The organism is Hymenobacter sp. FMD4 (genome assembly GCF_058932745.1).
This window is the reverse complement of record NZ_JBZYWH010000002.1, coordinates 216,828-234,872: the sequence shown is the minus strand read 5'-3', so window position 1 is coordinate 234,872 and position 18,045 is coordinate 216,828. Positions and strand designations below refer to the sequence as shown.

12 protein-coding genes are annotated in these 18,045 nt (G+C 58.2%); 10 read left to right on the top strand and 2 right to left on the bottom strand.

The window, feature by feature from the left end:
- Positions 1-110 precede the first annotated feature (110 nt).
- The 7 genes from AC5FXY_RS02945 (at position 111) to AC5FXY_RS02915 (ending at position 8,058) form a co-directional block, all read left to right on the top strand.
- Entirely contained in the window at positions 111-848 is a 738-nt protein-coding gene (locus AC5FXY_RS02945) for a GNAT family N-acetyltransferase (protein ID WP_493555132.1), read from the top strand.
- Between the two features lie 295 nt (positions 849-1,143).
- Entirely contained in the window at positions 1,144-3,006 is a 1,863-nt protein-coding gene (mnmG, locus tag AC5FXY_RS02940; protein ID WP_493555315.1) for a tRNA uridine-5-carboxymethylaminomethyl(34) synthesis enzyme MnmG, read from the top strand.
- 122 nt (positions 3,007-3,128) lie between these two features.
- Positions 3,129-4,052: a methyltransferase domain-containing protein gene (locus AC5FXY_RS02935; RefSeq protein WP_493555131.1), complete on the top strand. Its 924-nt coding sequence runs from the start codon at positions 3,129-3,131 to the stop codon at positions 4,050-4,052.
- 51 nt (positions 4,053-4,103) lie between these two features.
- Positions 4,104-4,418, top strand: coding sequence for a hypothetical protein (locus AC5FXY_RS02930; RefSeq protein WP_493555130.1), 315 nt, complete (start codon positions 4,104-4,106; stop codon positions 4,416-4,418).
- On the top strand, positions 4,402-6,021 hold the full coding sequence (locus AC5FXY_RS02925) for an Ig-like domain-containing protein (protein ID WP_493555129.1): 1,620 nt from the start codon (positions 4,402-4,404) through the stop codon (positions 6,019-6,021). The genes AC5FXY_RS02930 and AC5FXY_RS02925 overlap by 17 nt, the downstream gene beginning before the upstream one ends.
- A 1,008-nt stretch (positions 6,022-7,029) precedes the next feature.
- Positions 7,030-7,521, top strand: a complete 492-nt coding sequence (locus AC5FXY_RS02920; RefSeq protein WP_493555128.1) for a DUF4385 domain-containing protein — start codon at positions 7,030-7,032, stop codon at positions 7,519-7,521.
- Between the two features lie 57 nt (positions 7,522-7,578).
- Positions 7,579-8,058: a hypothetical protein gene (locus AC5FXY_RS02915; protein WP_493555127.1), complete on the top strand. Its 480-nt coding sequence runs from the start codon at positions 7,579-7,581 to the stop codon at positions 8,056-8,058.
- Between the two features lie 198 nt (positions 8,059-8,256).
- Here the strand turns inward: AC5FXY_RS02915 and AC5FXY_RS02910 are convergent, their stop codons facing one another.
- Positions 8,257-9,657, bottom strand: a complete 1,401-nt coding sequence (locus AC5FXY_RS02910; RefSeq protein ID WP_493555126.1) for an inorganic phosphate transporter — start codon at positions 9,655-9,657, stop codon at positions 8,257-8,259.
- Between the two features lie 353 nt (positions 9,658-10,010).
- On the opposite strand from AC5FXY_RS02910, the gene AC5FXY_RS02905 reads away from it, so the two are divergent.
- Both AC5FXY_RS02905 and AC5FXY_RS02900 read left to right on the top strand, forming a co-directional pair.
- Positions 10,011-11,534: a glycine--tRNA ligase gene (locus tag AC5FXY_RS02905; RefSeq protein WP_493555125.1), complete on the top strand. Its 1,524-nt coding sequence runs from the start codon at positions 10,011-10,013 to the stop codon at positions 11,532-11,534.
- A 148-nt stretch (positions 11,535-11,682) separates the two neighbouring features.
- The gene (locus AC5FXY_RS02900; RefSeq protein ID WP_493555124.1) at positions 11,683-14,901 is read left to right on the top strand and encodes a DUF7948 domain-containing protein; all 3,219 of its coding nucleotides are present in this window, start codon (positions 11,683-11,685) and stop codon (positions 14,899-14,901) included.
- Positions 14,902-14,987: 86 nt separating this feature from the next.
- On the opposite strand, the gene AC5FXY_RS02895 is transcribed toward AC5FXY_RS02900, so the two are convergent.
- Positions 14,988-15,365, bottom strand: coding sequence for a hypothetical protein (locus AC5FXY_RS02895; RefSeq protein ID WP_493555123.1), 378 nt, complete (start codon positions 15,363-15,365; stop codon positions 14,988-14,990).
- Between the two features lie 195 nt (positions 15,366-15,560).
- On the opposite strand from AC5FXY_RS02895, the gene AC5FXY_RS02890 reads away from it, so the two are divergent.
- Positions 15,561-18,023 (top strand): efflux RND transporter permease subunit, encoded by a 2,463-nt coding sequence (locus tag AC5FXY_RS02890; protein WP_493555122.1) that lies wholly within the window; start codon positions 15,561-15,563, stop codon positions 18,021-18,023.
- Positions 18,024-18,045 lie beyond the last annotated feature (22 nt).

Here is an 18,045-nt window from a genome sequence, read left to right as displayed (position 1 = left end):
AACTATCAAAAACGCCCGCCGAAACGCGGGCGTTTTCTTTTGCCGGTTACCATTCAATTGGTTGAACCATCCCTGATTCAACCTTAGTTTAGGGATTCATCTTAGCTACTATGTCCGCTACTCCTTCTTCTCCGCCCGTGATTCAGGGCGACGTGCTGGATTTTTACTTAAGCCAAGGGTATTACCGCATGCATCAGAACCTGTTTACTTGCCGGTTTCTGCCCCTCGACGATACCGTTTACACCGTGCACTGGCTGCGTCTGGACCTGACGCGCGTCAGGCTGGGTAGCGAGCAGCGCCGCTTGCTGCGCATCAATGAGCCGTTCAACGTGCTGCTCCGGCCGTTCCAGCTCACCGATGAATACGAGGAACTGTACGCCCGCTACCGCCAGTCCATCACTTTCGATGCACCCGAGACGATAGAAGCCTTCCTGCTGGCTGGCGCCCGTCACAATGCCTTTACCACCCAGGTGCTGGAAGTACGGGACGGAAAGCAGCTGATTGCGGCCGGCATCTTCGATAGCGGCTCGCGTAGCCTGGCCGGCATCATGAATTTCTATGACCCGGCCTACCGCAAACACAGCTTGGGCAAATACCTGATGCTGCTCAAAATCAACCATGCCCAGCAACAGTGGAAGATGTATTACTATCCTGGCTACGTGGTGCACAATTACCCCAAATTCGACTACAAGCTCTTTGCCTGTCCAGCCGCTACGGAGGTATTTGACTGCGTGACGGGCCGCTGGCTCCCTTTTTCTTGGGATACGGTCGCGGCCCAATCAGCTGAATTGCTGGCCGATTGGCCGAGTAGTTTTGAGTACAATGACGAGGCTGAGCACGAGCGTTAATTGATTAGTTTAATTAAACTCCACCGGTGCTGAATGGGTGCTGTCGCGCAAAAAAGCAGGCACTTGCGTATCTTTGCACACGTTCTGAGCGGGTTAGACCTTACGTCAATTGAAATATCAAAACCGTTTTCGCCGAGCGTGGAAACGGTTTTTGCTTTTCGACCACACTTTGGACCGTCATGTCGAGCGCAGTCGGGGCATCTCGACTGCACTCGGCATGACGGCTAACGAAAATATGTGGCACAAAACGCGGTCTGATGCTGTTCATCACCGACGAAACAACCTTCCAGCTATGCTGACCCAGGAATACGATGTAATTGTGGTAGGTGCCGGCCACGCTGGCTGCGAAGCGGCGGCGGCGGCAGCCAATCTTGGCTCCAAGGTGCTGCTCATCACCATGAACATGAACACCATCGCGCAGATGTCGTGCAACCCGGCCATGGGCGGGGTAGCTAAGGGGCAGATTGTGCGCGAGGTGGACGCCTTGGGCGGCCAGTCGGGCATCATCACCGACAAAACCATGATTCAATTCCGGATGCTGAACCGCTCCAAAGGCCCCGCCATGTGGAGCCCGCGGGCCCAGAGCGACCGGATGCGCTTCGCCGAAGAATGGCGCCTGACGCTGGAAGGAATCAGCAACGTGGACTTCTGGCAGGAAGCCGTAACCGGTCTGCTGGTGGAAGGCAACGTATGCGTGGGCGTGCGCACGCAGCTCGGCATCGAGTTCCGCTCGAAGACGGTGGTGCTCACCAACGGCACTTTCCTGAACGGGCTCATTCACATCGGCGAGAAAAACTTTGGCGGTGGCCGCGCGGCCGAAAGCAAGAGCACCGGCATTACGGAGCAGCTGCGCGAGTTGGGCTTCGAGACGGGCCGCATGAAAACCGGTACCCCGCCCCGCGTGGACGGCCGTACGCTGGATTACTCGCGTATGGAAGAACAGCCCGGCGACGAGGAGCCGAGCAAGTTCTCGTATCTCGACACGCCGCGTCTCGCCAAGCAGCGCCCCTGCTACATCACGTACACCAACGACAAGGTGCACGAAATTTTACGCACCGGCTTCGAGAAGTCGCCCATGTTCCAGGGCCGCATCAAGGGCTTGGGGCCGCGCTACTGCCCGTCGGTGGAGGATAAGATCAACCGCTTCGCGGATAAAGACCGGCACCAGATTTTCGTGGAGCCGGAGGGCTGGAGCACGGTAGAAGTGTACGTGAATGGCTTCAGCTCCTCGCTGCCCGAAGACGTGCAGTACAACGCGCTGCGCCAGATTCAGGGCTTCGAAAACGCGAAGATGTTCCGCCCCGGCTATGCCATTGAGTACGACTTCTTTCCGCCCACGCAGCTGCACCTCACGCTGGAAACCAAGCCGGTGCGCAACCTCTATTTCGCCGGTCAAATCAACGGCACTACGGGCTACGAGGAAGCTGCTTGCCAGGGCCTGATGGCCGGCATCAACGCCCACCTGCGGGTGCGCGACTTGGAGCCGTTCATTCTGCGCCGCTCGGAGGCCTACATCGGGGTGCTAATCGACGACCTCGTCAACAAAGGTACCGACGAGCCCTACCGCATGTTTACTTCGCGGGCGGAGCACCGCATCCTGCTCCGTCAGGACAACGCCGATCTGCGCCTGACGCCGCTGGCTCATAAGCTGGGGTTAGCCTCGGATGAGCGCATGGCCCGCGTGGAGCAAAAGCGCCAGCAGACCGCCGACGTGCTGGAATACCTAAACAAAAAGCCGGTGGAGCCGGGTGAAATAAACGGCTTGTTGGCAGAGTTGGGCTCGGCCCCGATCAGCGAGAAAACCCGTGCCGGAAACCTGCTGCGCCGTCCCCAAGTGGAGCTAGCCGACCTGCAGCGCGCCCTGCCGGAGCTCAACCAATACCTGAACACCTACGGCACCGAGGCGCTGGAGCAAGCCAGCATCCACGTGAAGTACGAAACCTACATCGACAAGGAGCACCAGCAGGCCAAGCGCATGGGCGAGTTGGAGGACGTGCGAATCGTGGGCAAGCTGGACTACAAAGCCATGCCCGCCCTCTCGCACGAGGCGCGGGAAAAGCTGCTGCGCATTCAGCCCGAAACCATCGGTCAGGCTTCTCGCATCAGCGGCATCTCGCCGGCCGATATTTCGGTGCTAATGGTGTACTTAGGGAAATAGCTCTGATTGCTGAATTGTGAATTCTGAATTGCAGCTTTGCATCCCTGTTGCTGAAAAGCACTCGGGAGGAGGCTGCAATTCAGAATTCAGCCTTAAAAATTCATAATTTTTCAGAAGCGAGGGTGTCGTACGAACGCGTGGATCAGTGCCCGGTGTGCGGGAAAAGTGACTTTCGGCCGAAGATGGTGGTGGAAGACCATTCCGTCAGCCACGAAAGCTTTGCCATCATGCAATGCATGAACTGCACCTTTCTGCTCACCAACCCGCGCCCCGACGCCGAGAGCATCGGCCGTTACTACGAGAGCGAGGACTACGTTTCGCACTCCGACTCCAAACAGGGCCTGATCAACCAGCTATATCAGGTAGCCCGCACCTTCACGGTGCGCCGCAAGGTATCATTGCTCAATAAGCACGCGGCGCGCAAGGGCCGCGTGCTGGATTACGGCTGTGGCACCGGTTACTTCCTGGCGGCCTGCCAGAAAGCCGGCTGGCAAGTGGCCGGCGTGGAGCCCAATGAGACAGCCCGCAAGCTGGCCGAGCAGCTTACCGGCCAGCCCATTAGTGCCGGCGACCTGGCGTCGTTCGAGACGGGCTCTTTCGACGCCATCACGCTCTGGCACGTGCTGGAGCACATTCACGACCTAAACGGCACGCTCAAGCAACTTACCCGTTTGCTCAAGCCCGATGGCGTGCTCATCGTGGCAGTGCCCAACGCCGAGAGCCCCGACGCGCAGTACTACCGCGAGCAGTGGGCCGCTTACGACGTGCCGCGGCACTTGTACCACTTCACGGCCAAGACCATCAGCAAACTCTTCCGTAAGCATCACTTGCTGCTGCGCCACACGCTGCCCTTGCCGCTGGATGCCTACTACGTGAGCATGCTCAGCGAAAAATACCGGGCCGAACGCAACGGCGGCATGCTGGCGGCCTTGAAATCCGGCTATAAATCAAACCGCCAGGCTGCGCAAAACGGCGGACAATACTCCAGTCTGATTTTCGTAGCTGGCAAAGACGCTAAATCGGCCGCGGCGCCGGCTGCTTCCTAGGCCTGCTGGGGTAGGGGAGACGTCGCACCGGTTTCAAATGCACTACGCCCTATGCCTGCCTTTTCCTTGCTTGCATACCGGTTAAGGAGGAGGTTGCGTTTGGTAGCGGCGCCGGTTGGATTGGCCCTGGCTCTTGGCACTGTTCCCACGGCGGCCCAAGTGGCACCGGTACCAGCCGATTCGGTCGTTATACCTTTGCCGGTATTCAGGCCCGACTCGGTGCAGGCACTCGTGCCGACTGAGCCGCCGCCCGATGCCGAGCCCACGCCGGCCCCGCTGTCGAAGCGGGCCCGCTGGACTATTCTGGGGGCTTGCGCCCTGATTACGATTTCCACTTTGCTGCTCTACAATGTTCGTTCGCGCTAATACGCCGTTGCTACTGCCGCTGGGGCTGCTACTTACCGGTTGCGCGGCCATCAGCTCGCCCGAGGGCGGCGTTCGGGATACGGAGGCGCCCAAGCTAGTGGGCAGTACGCCCAAAACCGGCGCTACCAACGTCAGCCAGCAAAGCATCCGACTTGTGTTTTCGGAGCCGGTGCAACTGAAGGAATTGCAGAAGAACCTGCTCGTCACGCCCAGCCTGGCCGAAGACAACCGCTACAAAATCCGGGAAGAGCGCAACGCCATTGAACTGCGCTTTGATAAGCCGCTGGACCCGAACACGACCTACGTCTTCAACTTCAACGAAGCCGTGGTCGACATCACCGAAAGCAATGTGGCGCCCAACGTGGTGGTAGCATTTAGCACCGGTGCGGCTCTGGATTCAGGCTCGGTGCGCGGCACGGTAGCCCAGCTGCTTACGGGTCAGCCCGAAGCCGAAGCCCTGATTGCCTTGTACCCAACTACCGATACCGCCGATGTCAAGCGCAGCCGACCGTACTACATTGGTCGCACCAACAAGAGTGGCGCGTTTGAACTGCGCAACCTGCGCGAGGGCAGCTACCGCATCTATGCCCTGCTCGATAAAAACCAGAACAGCCGCTACGACGAGCCGGAGCGCATTGCATACCTGCCGCAACCCGTGGAGCTACGGCCCCGGCTGGATTCCTTGCGTCTGCTCACGGTACGCCCTGACTCCCGCCGGCCGCTGATCCAGTCGCAGCAAACCCAACCCACGCTGTACCGCATTAGCTACGGCGAAGGCCTGCGGCAGCTAACCGTGGCGGCCTTGGGCCAAGCGGCAGCCAATCCAGCTTTAAATGAAGCAGTGCTGCTGACGGAAAAAGGCCGAACGGCCACCATCTTTCGCACGCCGGCCGTAACAGCGGCCCGCTACTTGGTGTCGGCTACCGACAGTGCCGGTAACGTGGGCGTGGATACCGTGAACATGCGTTTTGAAGGCCAGGCGCCCCCACGTCGCGGGCCGCAATATCAGGTAGTAGGCAGCCCGCGCGAAATAGCCCGCACCGGGCAGCTGCGCCTGCAATTCAACGAGCCGGTGCGCCTGGCAACTAACAAGCCTTTCGCTACCCTGGTGGAAGACTCCACCACGCGCCGCCCACTGCGCCTGCCCGCCGATGGCTTCCTTAGTCCCGACCGCACGCTGCTCGCCATCAATCTGAATACGCGGGCCCGCAATTTCATCAGCATTGTCCCCGACAGTACGACCCTGACCAGCATCACGGGCTTGCCGCTGAACCTACGCCCTATCCGCTTGCGCGTCACCGATCAGTCGACTACCGGTACGCTTTCCGGCACGGTTCAAACCAAGGTCAAAAGCTTCGAGTTGCAGCTTCTCGACCAAAACCAGCAGGTAGTAACCAGCCTGCGGAATCCGCGCAGTTTCCGCTTCGACTACCTCGCGCCAGGCACTTACAGTCTGCGTGTCCTCATCGACGCCAACGGCGACGGGCGCTGGCAGGGCGGCGACCCCAACCTGCGTGTACCCGCCGAGCCGGTGTGGTTTTTCAACCAGCCGCAGCAGGTACGCGCCAATTGGGAAATTGAAAACCTGCGACTGAGCTTCTAGCTCAGCCGCTACCAATAGCCATATTGGCCCCGGGACATGCCGTTCCGGGGCTTTTTTGTTACCTAAGTTGTGAAGTGCGGCCAGGGCATGTCTTTCTCTTCCGCCGAGGAGTAAGATGCTCGAAGAACATAGGGGCTGGTAATCGTTGTTTATCCCGCCCGTCAAGACGGGCTTGAGCTTTCGATTAACGAGTGTAACCCTACTCTAGCCTACCTCACCCAACGCGGATACTCCAGCAGGGATAGGGAACTAGCTCCGACAAATAGTTCAGGTCACGTACTTATGCTGTAGAATATAGCTGCAAGTAACTTCACCTTGACTATCAGCTGCTTTCGAAACTTACTTTAGCCGTAATCCACATTTCCACAGGGCATTGTGGACAGTTTTACCCCCTCTGCGGGTAACCTGGGGATAACCCGTGGATAACGACTGGATAATGGTGGATAGCCGTGGAGAATTTTGGGATAAGTTTTTTTGGCTGTCGGCAGGCCATACCAGTGCCCGAGCGGTGTGGACAGCCGTGGACAACTTCCCCACGGTTTCGGCACTATCCACTATCCACTCGGATGTGAATTCACACCCTTGTGCACAAGTATGTGGATTGTCTAAAAGGCTGTTAATTATCAGTAAATCAATGCTATGAAATCAACACCCTATGTGGATAGCCGGTGTATAAATCCGTTCTTGTGCACATGTTATCAAGCCCTGTGCATAAGCCCAAATCTTATCCACTTATGCACCGCCCTAACAACTGAAGACAAAAAAGAATCTTAAAATTTTATTTAGTGAAAAGTTATTAGGCAGGTGGAAAACCTCAGTTCGGGAAAAGTTGGCTTTGCTCAAGCTTCTGGGTGGAAGGAGGAAGGTTGGGGTCACTATTGGAAATGTGCCGGGGCTGGAAATTTGGCTGCTGGGTTTGGGGCCGGACTTATCAACGCCCGAAAAAGTTAGCTGGTGGAAAAAGCCTTGCGCCGCAGGTTTGCGTATAAGGCTCCTCACCGCCGCACTATGCCGTTCGATTACACCCTCGATTTTCGCCAAGTCGACTTTCGGCAGCGGCCTGAGCTGTACCGTGTGGGCAAGGGTGAGCAGGGCGTTTTGCTCGTGCAGCCCTATAAGAGCGAAATCCTGCCCTTCTGGCGCTTCCGCACGCCCGCCGTAGCCCGTGAGTCCTCCGAGTCGATTTACGGCCTGTTTCTGCGCTATTTAGAAGCTGAGGACTTTGTGGGAGCCGACATGGCACGCAAGTTTCTGCAAATGGGCTTTACCAGGGCCCGACGCTACGCCAATCACCGCGGCGGCAAAAAGTACGACGGCCCCGTGCCGGTCGATAAAAAAGGCCAGAGCGGCGCCCATGGCCGAGCCGAGCTACCCCGCGACCCAGAAGATGCGGAAAAGGCCGAAGCAGCTGCTATTTTCAAATCCAAGTGGGACGAAGCCAAAACCCACCCCGAGTACCTGCGGCAGAAAGCCGAATTCGAAACCCGCTACGGAAAATGAGTTGACAACTCTCACCGTTTACCTTTACTCGCTACCAACCCCCAAATGACTCCTGATATGAACACGCCCCATCCCCGCAGCACCGAAGAAAACGAAATCGTGTTGGGCCAAGGCATGGGCCCGCTGAAGTTCGGCGCCAGCATGGACGAAGTACGCGCCCTGATGGGCGAGCCGGAAGAAATTGAAGAGTCGGAAGACGAAGACGAATTCGAGCACCAGGCCTGGAACTACCTGGAGGAAGGCTACTCGCTGTACTTCGACCGCGAAGATGACTACCGTCTGTCTTGCATCGAGACTGACCACCCCGGCATGCGCCTTTACGGTGAGCCTATCCACGGCAAGTCACTGGAGGAAATTCAGGATCTGATGCGCCGCCACGGCTACGAAAATGGCGAGGTGGAAAAAGTAGACACCGGCGAAATGCGCCTATCCTACGAGAAAGAGATGATTGATCTTTACTTCGATGAAGGGGAGCTGCAGTTCGTAAACTTCGGGGTGTTTATCAACGACGACCTGGAAGTTCAGTGGCCCGCTTAGATTGGAGTTATCCACAAAATGAGCCTTTTTTCGTGTTGATAAGTGGATAAGTAGCTGAAAACAAATAACCAGCAGTACAATCGTAACCGAAAAAGCCAAACCTACGTTAAGGCACGATTAAGCTTGGATAAACCAAGCAACAAAAAAGCCGCCCCGGTCTAGGGCGGCTTTTTTGTTGCTTTTAAAAGGGGCCTGACTTTACAGCAACGCCCGGAACAGCAGGAACAAGGTACCCGACAGCGCCATGGTCACGGGCAGCGTGAGCACCCAGGCCAGTGCGATGTTGCGCACCATACCGGGGTTCAGGTTACGGATGCCGCGGTTGGCCACCATGGAGCCTGCAATGGCCGACGATAGCACGTGCGTGGTGGACGAGGGCAACCCGAACTGGGTGCTCACCCCAATCATGGTAGCTGCCACCAGTTCCGAAGAAGCACCCTGCGCATAAGTAAGGTGCTCTTTACCGATTCGTTCGCCGATGGTCACCACAATACGCTTCCAGCCCACCATCGTACCGATGCCCAGCGACAGGGCTACCATCAGGGAAACCTGCCAGGGAGCGTAATCGGTGAAGCCACGCATGTCGTTGATGGCCTTGTCATAATTGGCGCGGTCGGCTGGGCTTAAGCTCACCCGCTCGCTGTTCATGAGCTTCTTGGCGCGGTTGTAGGTAAGCAGGATAGCCTTGCGAATCTCAAAGCGGTCGGGCTCCGGTACCTCGTCGACGGCGGTTTTGCCGAGGAAGATGCGGTCGAGCGTAGCGGTTTGCTGGTTAATTTCCGTGAGGGCCTGCCGCTCGTCGGGAGCCAGCTCGGCGGGGTTGATGCGGCTCATTACCTGTTCCACTTGCGCCAACGAACCGCGCATTTCCAGCGGATTGCGGGTTTCGTCGAGGGCAAACTTGAACGGCACGATGCCAATCAGAATGAGCATGATCAGGCCCACGCCTTTCTGGCCATCGTTGGAACCGTGAAAAAAGCTGACCAGCGTGCAGGTCACGATCAGGATGAGGCGAATCCAGAGGGGTGGCGGCTTGCGCTTGTGCGGCTCTTTAAAAATAGCCTTGGAGCGTACGAAGCGCTTCAGCACAAACATCACAATGATGGTAAGCGTGAAGCCGAACAGCGGTCCGATAAGCAACGCCAAGCCCGTTTCCGATGCTTTGCTCCAGTTTACGGCCGAGCCCGACGAGTCGGGCAGCAGCGAGAAGGCAATGCCCACGCCCAGAATGGAGCCGATCAGCGCGTGCGAAGACGAGGCCGGGATACCGTAGTACCACGTGCCCACGTTCCAGATGATGGCCGCCAGAATCAGCGCCCCCACCATGGCAATGCCGTGGTAAATGTTTTGATCGACGAGACTTTCGACGGGCAGCAGGTACACAATGCCCATGGCTACGGTAATGCCGCCGCCGAATACCCCGATGAAGTTCCAAAACGCCGACCAGACAACCGCCACCCAGGGCCGCAGCGTGTTGGTGTAAATGACGGTGGCTACGGCGTTGGCCGTGTCGTGGAAGCCGTTGACGAATTCAAACGCGCAGGCGGCAACCAGACAAACCAGCAGTAGCAGGAGCACTTGAGGCTCTAAGCCAAGCATATAGGAGGAAATTGGTGAGCAAAAGTTTGGCCGGCCAAAAGTACACCGGCCGAAAAGGGGCACAAGATTATGAAATTGTTACTCCAACGGCCTGCGCCGCAGTACGCGCAACCAGCCTTGTACCCAGGCCGAGGGGAAAAGTTTGATACTGCAAACCTACGCTTTCGGCGCCGCAGTAGCTTGGTAACGAGCCCTGACGCCTACCGGGCCGTTGCGGAATAGGTTAAAGCTTCCGCTACTTCGTCCTACTTTTGTCTTGATTTCAGAGGCAGGAGGAGAATGCCGGGGATTCGCTTTAGCGCCAACCGCTCTACTCACTTCGCACTTCTGACTTCTCACGTCTATACCAACCCATGAGCAAGCAGACGCAACAATCCGCCGCCAATACGACCGAAGGCACGCTGGCCGACATCGTGTCGCACGCCAAGGAATACGGCTTCGTATTTCCTTCCTCCGAAATCTACGACGGCCTGGCCGCCGTGTACGATTACGGCCCCAACGGCGTGGAGCTGAAAAACAACCTGAAGCAGCTCTGGTGGCGGGCCATGACGCAGCTCAACCAAAACGTGGTAGGCATCGACGCGGCCATTTTCATGCACCCGCTTACCTGGAAAGCCTCCGGCCACGTCGATGGCTTTTCGGACCCGATGATTGATAACCTCGACAGCAAGAAGCGCTACCGCGCCGACGTACTGCTGGAGGAAAAGGCCGCCGAGTACGAGAACAATGGCGAAATTGCCCGGGCCGAAACCCTGTTAGCCGAAATGGGCCGCTTGCTCACGGCCGAAGACCTGGCCGGCGTGAAGCAGCTCATCATCGATGAGAAAATCATTTGCCCGGTATCGAAGACCAGCAACTGGACCGATGTGCGCCAGTTCAACCTGATGTTTTCCACGCAGGTGGGCGCCGTGGCCGAGGGCTCCTCGCAGATCTACCTGCGCCCCGAAACGGCGCAGGGCATCTTTGTGAACTTCCTGAACGTGCAGAAGTCGGCGCGCCAGAAGGTGCCGTTTGGTATTGCCCAAATCGGCAAGGCCTTCCGCAACGAGATTGTGGCCCGGCAGTTCATCTTCCGCATGCGGGAGTTTGAGCAGATGGAAATGCAATTCTTCGTGCGCCCAGGCACCGAGGGCGAGTGGTACCAGCACTGGAAAGAAACGCGCCGCCGTTGGCACGAAGTGCTGGGCCTACCCGCCGATAAGCTGCGCTTCCACGACCACGAAAAGCTGGCCCACTACGCCAAAGCGGCCGTGGACATTGAGTACGAGTTCCCGTTCGGCTTCAAGGAAATTGAGGGCATCCACTCCCGCTCCGACTTCGACCTGACCCAGCACCAGAACCTGAGCCGGAAAAAGCAGCAGTACTTCGACAACGATATCAACCCCGAAACTGGCAAGCCTTACGGAAACTACGTGCCCTACGTAGTGGAAACCTCCGTGGGTGCCGACCGTCTGTTTCTGGCCACGCTTTGCCAGGCCTACCAAGAAGAAACCATCACCGAGGGCGAAGGCGACAAGCAGCAAACCAAGACGCGCAAGCTGCTACGCCTGCACCCGGCCGTGGCGCCCATCAAGGCCGCCATCTTCCCGCTGGTAAAAAAGGACGGTCTGCCCGACAAGGCCAACGAAATCTATAACGCGCTGCGCCACGACTTCAACCTAGTGGTGGAGGAAAAGGACTCCATCGGCACGCGCTACACCCGTCAGGACCTCATCGGTACGCCGTTCTGCATCGCCGTCGACCACCAGACGCTGGAGGACGACACCGTAACGGTGCGCCACCGCGACTCGCGGGAGCAGACGCGCATGCCCATCGCAGATCTACGTAGCTATATCGGTGATGCTGTGAGCTTTGCCCGAATCTTTGAGCAGCTGTAGCACCTGGTAGTATAAATTATTTTAGATTTTTAATGTAAGCCGTTGGGGAGGGCAAGCTATTTGCTCGTCTATCCCCGACGGCTTGCTGTTTTTCAGAGGCAATGCTACCCGCGCTTGCGCGTTTCTGCTTTCACTTATCCATTAAGCTATGCAAACAACTACCCAGTGGGCGCGCCGCGTCCTGACAATTACTGCTTGCGTATTGGCTGGGCATTGGCTGGCAGCTGTTCCGCCAGCCAATGCCCAGCCGGCGGCCAGCCAACCGGGAGCAGCCCGGGCGGGTACGGTAGCCACACCCAGCCCGCCGCACTGGCAGTTTGTACAAAACCGAAAGCAGTGGCCCGAGCGCGTGCAGTACGCCGTGGATTTGCCGATGGGCCGGCTTTACCTTGAAAAAGGCCGCCTGACCCACGCCCTCTACGATGCGGCGGCAGTCGACGAGCTGCAGCATCACCCGGAAAAAGCCTCCGATGGCCGCATCAAGGCCCATGCCTACTCGGTAACCTTTGAGGGAGCCGATGAGCAGGCTGAGCTGGTCGCCAGCACTCCAGCTCTTACGCAGCGCAACTACTTCTTGGGTGACGACCCCGCTAAATGGGCCACCAAGGTGCCAGCCTACGCCGAGGTGCGCTACCGGCACCTGTATCCGGGCACCAGCCTACGCCTGTACAGCCGCGCCGACGAGTTGGAATACGACTTTGAGCTAGCTGCCGGTGCCGACCCCAGCCGCATTCGGCTGCGCTACGACGGCGCCGAAAGCCTGCGCGTGGCCGATGATGGCACGTTGCGCATTGGTACCTCGGTAGGCGAGGTACTGGAAAGGCGTCCCGTGGCCTACCAACTCGTGGGCGGCAAGCGGCGCGAAGTAGCCTGCCGGTTTCGGGTTGAAGGACGCACCGTAACGTTTGCGCTGCCCAAAGGCTACAACCGGCGCCTGCCGCTTGTCATCGACCCGGTCTTGGTGTATTCGTCGTACTCCGGCTCCACGGGCAACAACTACGGCTACACCGCCACCTACGACCCGGCCGGCAATCTATACGCCGGCGGCGTGGTATTCAACACAGGTTTCCCGGTCACCACCGGCGCTTACGACGTCAGCTTTGGCGGTGCGCGGGACATGGGTATTATGAAGTTCGACCCCGCGGCCACCAGCGGCGCGGCTTCCCTGCTGTACGCTACCTACATCGGCGGCAGTGGCAACGACCACCCGCACAGCATGGTGGTCGACAACCGGGGCGACTTAGTGATTATGGGCACTTCCGACGGCGGCTTTCCCATTGCCGGCAACGCGTTTGACAACTCCTACAACGGTGGTACCGACATCGTGCTGTGCAAGCTTAATGCGGCCGGCAATGCGCTGCTGGCTTCTACTTACCTTGGTGGCAGCAGCAACGATGGACAAATCCTCGGCATCCTGCGGCGCAATTACGGCGATGATTACCGCGGCGACGTCATTGTGGACCGCGACGATAACATCTACTGCGCCGCCGTGACGCGCTCGGTTAACTTTCCTGCCACCGGTTTCCAGCGCAGCCTGACCGGCAGCAGCGACGCCGTGGTGGCCAAGCTTACTCCCAACCTCAGCACACTTACCTGGGCCTCATACCTGGGCGGGGCGGGCGAAGAAGCCGGTTATTCGCTGCAGCTCGATAGCCTGCGCAACGTGGTGGTGAGCGGCGGCACCACCAGCAGCAGTATGGCCGGTAGCGCCGGGGGCCTGTACGCTACCTCACGCGGCACCACCGATGGCTTTGTGGCCCGCGTAGCGGCCGATGGCTCGGCGGTGCAGCGGGCCACCTTTCTGGGCACCAGTGCCTACGAGCAGGCTTATTTTGTCCAGCTCGATCAGGAAGGCAACGTGTACGTGCTGGGCCAGACCGAAGGCAACTACCCCGTCACGCCGGGCGTGTACGCCAATACCAATGCCCGCCTGTTCGTGCACAAGCTGAACTATGAGTTATCGGCCACCCAGTTTTCCACCACGCTGGGTACTGCTTCGGGCAGTGGAGTGAATATGTCACCCACGGCTTTTTTGGTCGACAACTGCGGGCAGATTCTGCTTTCGGCGTGGGGCGGCTCGTTTACCGTGGGCAGCGTCGATAGCGCGCCCACCACGCCCGATGCGTTGCAGCGTACCTCCACGGGCGGTTCGTTTTACCTGATGCAGCTGTCGCCCAACGCCGGTGGCCTGGTCTATGGGTCTTACTTCGGCAACAACGGCCCACACGTGGATGGCGGCACGTCGCGCTTTGATAAAAAAGGCATCATTTACCAATCGGTGTGCGTGAGCGGGGGCATGCCCACCACTAGCAATGCCTTTTCCTCGTCGGCCCGCAGCGGTTTCAACAACGGTGCGTTCAAGATGGACATCCTGCAGCTGCGCGCTAGTTTTGTGCCTTCCAATACGCCCACCGGGCCGCGCGTGCAACGCGGCTGCTCGCCTTTTCGAGTGTATTTCCGCCCGAGTACGCAGGCCGGCAACGCCTTCCGCTGGTCGTTTGGTGACGGTGGCACTACCACCCAGGTCGGCACCGTAGCGCATACGTTCACTGCTCCCGGCCGCTACATCGTCACCCTCACGGTGCTCGATACCACGGCCTGCCTGCAAAGCCAGACGGCCGTCGATACCATCGAGGTACAGCAAGGGGCAGTGGCCTTGGCTGGGCCTGATCAGACCATATGTCCCGGCACCACGGTGCAACTGGCGGCGGCTGATGGTGGCTTGCCTGGAGCTACCTACACCTGGAGCGCCAGTACTGGTGGTGGTGTAGTAACCGGCCAACTGCTGACGGTGGCGCCTACCGTGACTACGGATTACTTTTTGTCGGTAACTGCCCCGGGAGCCGGCGGTTGCGTCAGCCGCGACACGGTGCAGGTCCGCGTATTTGCCCAACCGCAGCTCAACGTGGCCTACCGACGGCAGACGTTCGTAAACCAACCGGTGGTATTTACCAATACCACCCAAGGTGCTACGGGCTTTGAGTGGAATTTTGGCGGCAATGTGCGCTCCACTGCCGTATCGCCTACGCACACCTACACCCGACTAGGCCGTTACCAAGTGACGCTACGCGCTACCTATGGTAACGGCTGCTCCGTGACTCAGACGTTTGATATCGAAGTAGAGCTGTTCAGCCTGCCCAACATCATTACCCCCAACGGCGACGGGCAGAACGACACGTTTAAGCCGTTCGTGACTTTTGAGCCCGTGGATATTCAAATCTTCAACCGCTGGGGCAAGAAGGTATTCGAGCAGCGGAATTACACCAACGGCTGGGGCACCGGTAACGTGGTGACTGGTCTGTACTACTACCAGCTCACGGCTCGCAACGGCGAGACTTGGAAGGGCTGGCTGGAGGTTACGCGCTGATGGGAGCGGGCTTTCCCATGTAGTCGTCAACGAAAAAGCCCCGGACAGTCCGGGGCTTTTTCGTTGGGAATCGTGCTTATTGACTGCTAAGCCAAGCCGGAGCTTCGCGGCGCGAGGTGAAGTTGCCCCGGCGTAAAGGTGGTGCTGGCTGGGCAGTTGCTGATCTGGTACTGGTACTGACCTTCGCTGAGCACCGCCGCGATAAATAGCGGCTGGGCCGGGCGGGCGGGTACATGCGTGTGCAGCGACTCCAGGAGCCATTGCTCGTGGTCGTCGGTGGAGGGGGTGTTGCGCTTCAGGTCCAGTAGCAGCTTCCCTACGTTGTTGGTCAGCATTTCCTGCAATGCGCAGTGGTATGCCTGCCCGAAAGAAAGATCAAGGTACGTGGCGTTGAAACTCAGATGCAGCGTGTTGGAAGCCGCGTTCAGAGTCAGCGAAGCATCCTGCGAAGAATATAACGTCATTGTATGGTACGAGCCGCCGTGACAAGGGTGGGTTGCATCGACTGGCAGAAAACTACGCCGTTATACGGGGTTTTCAACCTGGTGAGTTACAAATACTTATTGCGATTATGAATTTTCATTCCTAGGTACAATCCAACTTGAAAAAATAGCCCCGAGGGGTTTATGTACCTTTGCTGCAATTTTCCTGATGCGCTAATGTGGAGTAAGCTTGCCCTGCTGATTATCAAGAACCGCCGCCTGCTCGTTGGGTTGCTGGCCATCATTACCGCGTTTATGGCCTGGAAGGCAAAAGACGTGGAAATGACCTATGATTTTGCCCAGGTCGTGAGTCCCAACGACCCGGACATGATCTACTTCCAGGAGTTCAAAAAGACCTTCGGCGAAGATGGCAACGTGCTGGTGCTGGGCATGCAGGACAGCTCGGTGTACCGACTGGGCAACTTCAACGAGCTGCGTATCCTCACCGATACGCTGGGCAAGGAAGAAGGCGTCAGCGGCGTGTTGTCAGTCACCAAACTCATTCAACTGACCAAGGACACCGCCGGGCAGCGCTTTGCCACGGCACCTATCTTCCGCACCTTTCCGCAGACGCAGGCCGAACTGGACTCGCTGATGCGGGTGGTCAATCAGCAGGAATTCTACAAAGGGCAGCTCATTAGTCCTACTACCGGGGCCACGCTGCTGGCCCTCACCATGGACCCCAAGTACCTTAACTCCTCGCGCCGGCAAGCCGTGATGAGCAAGATTTTGGGCCACGCCGAGCGCTTCTCCAAGAAAACCGGCATTCGGCTGCACTACGCCGGTCTGCCCTACGTGCGCTCCACCATGACCAGCAAGGTGGCCGGCGAGATGAAGTTTTTCCTGCTGCTGGCCGCCTTGGTCACCAGCGTCACGTTGTTTGCCTTTTTCCGGACGTGGTCGGCGGTGGTGTTTCCGCTGCTCATTGTGGGGGTGGCCGTTATCTGGTGCGTGGGCACCATCGTGCTGTTGGGGTATAAGATTACGCTGCTTACCGGCCTGATTCCCAGTATCCTCATTGTCATCGGCATTCCGAACTGCACCTACCTGCTCTCGCGCTACCACTACGATTACCGCAAATCCGGCAATCAGGTGCTGGCCATGACGCGGGTATTACGCAAAATCGGGTTGGTGACCTTGATGAACAACACCACGACGGCCATTGGCTTTTTCGTGTTTTGCTTCACTGGCATTGCCATTCTCTCACAGTTCGGTTGGGTGGCTACCATCAGCATTTTCGCGGCGTTTTTCATCTCGATTATCCTGATTCCCATCGTCTTTACCTACCTGCCGCCGCCCACGCCCAAGCAGTTGGAACACCTCGATGCCAAGCCGCTAACCAAGCTGCTGGAGTTCTTCGATTACCTCGTGCTGGAGCGCCGTGGGCTGGTGTACGCCATTACGCTGGTGCTGGCTGGGCTTGGAGTACTGGGGGCCAGCAAGGTGCAGTCGGTAGCCTACATGGTGGACGACTTGCCGCGCAACTCCTCGGTAAATTCCGACCTGAAGTTCTTCGAGCAGCACTTCAACGGCGTGATGCCGCTGGAAATCGTCATCGATACGGGCAAGAAGCGCGGCATCCTGCGCCTGAAAAACCTGGAGCGCATTGACCGCCTCGAGAACTACCTGCGCACCCAGCCGGTGCTTACTTCGCCCATCAGCATCGTGACCTTCCTGAAGGCTGCCACACAGGCCTTCTACAACGGCGACCCGCGGTATTACCGCTTGCCCGACAACTCCGAGCGCAACTTCATCCTGAGCTACCTGGCCCGCTCCCAAGGCAAGGAAGGCAGTGGTATGGATAGCAAGCTGCTGCGCTCCTTCACCGATTCCACAGGCCAGCAGGCGCGCATCTCGCTGAAGATTGCCGACATCGGTTCGCGTAACCTCGATACCCTGCTGACCCGCAAAATCGAGCCGCAAATCAAGGAAATCTTCAACGGTACGGGCATGGATGTGAAGCTGACGGGCACCACCATCCTCTTCACCAAAGGCAACGAATTCATCATCGGCACACTGCGCGAAAGCCTCGTGCTGGCCTTCGCGCTGGTGGGTTTGGTGGTGCTGATGCTCTTCCGCTCGATTCGTTCTGTGGTCTTTGCCTTGCTTCCAAACTTGTTCACTCTGCTGCTGACGGCCGGCCTGATGGGCTTTTTCGGCATTGCGCTGAAGCCCGCTACTGCCTTGATCTATTGCATTGCCCTCGGCATCGACGGCGACAACTCCATTCACTTGCTGGCCAAGTTCCGGCAGGAAATGGCCTTGAACGGGCGCCGCGTAAAGGCTGCCATCAGCACCTCGCTGTTGGAAGCCGGTACTAGCATGATTTACACCAGCATCGTGCTGTTCGTGGGCTTCAGCATCTTCGCTTTCAGTGAATTTGGTGGCACGAAGGCCCTGGGCGTGCTGATGTCGGCCAGCCTGCTGATTACTAATTTCTCTAACCTGATTCTGCTGCCGGCTCTGCTCGTCACCTTTGAGCACGGCAAGGATGAGCCCATCGATAAGTCGCTGATTCAGCACTACGATGAGCAGTACCACGAAGAAGACGACGACCTGGAGCTAAACTTGGAGCGCATGACCGTGAAAGCCACGCCCCCCGGCCCCCTTTCCGAAGGAAATGAGGGGCCACGCTTTTAGTCTTACTCTCTGCTTCTGAGCC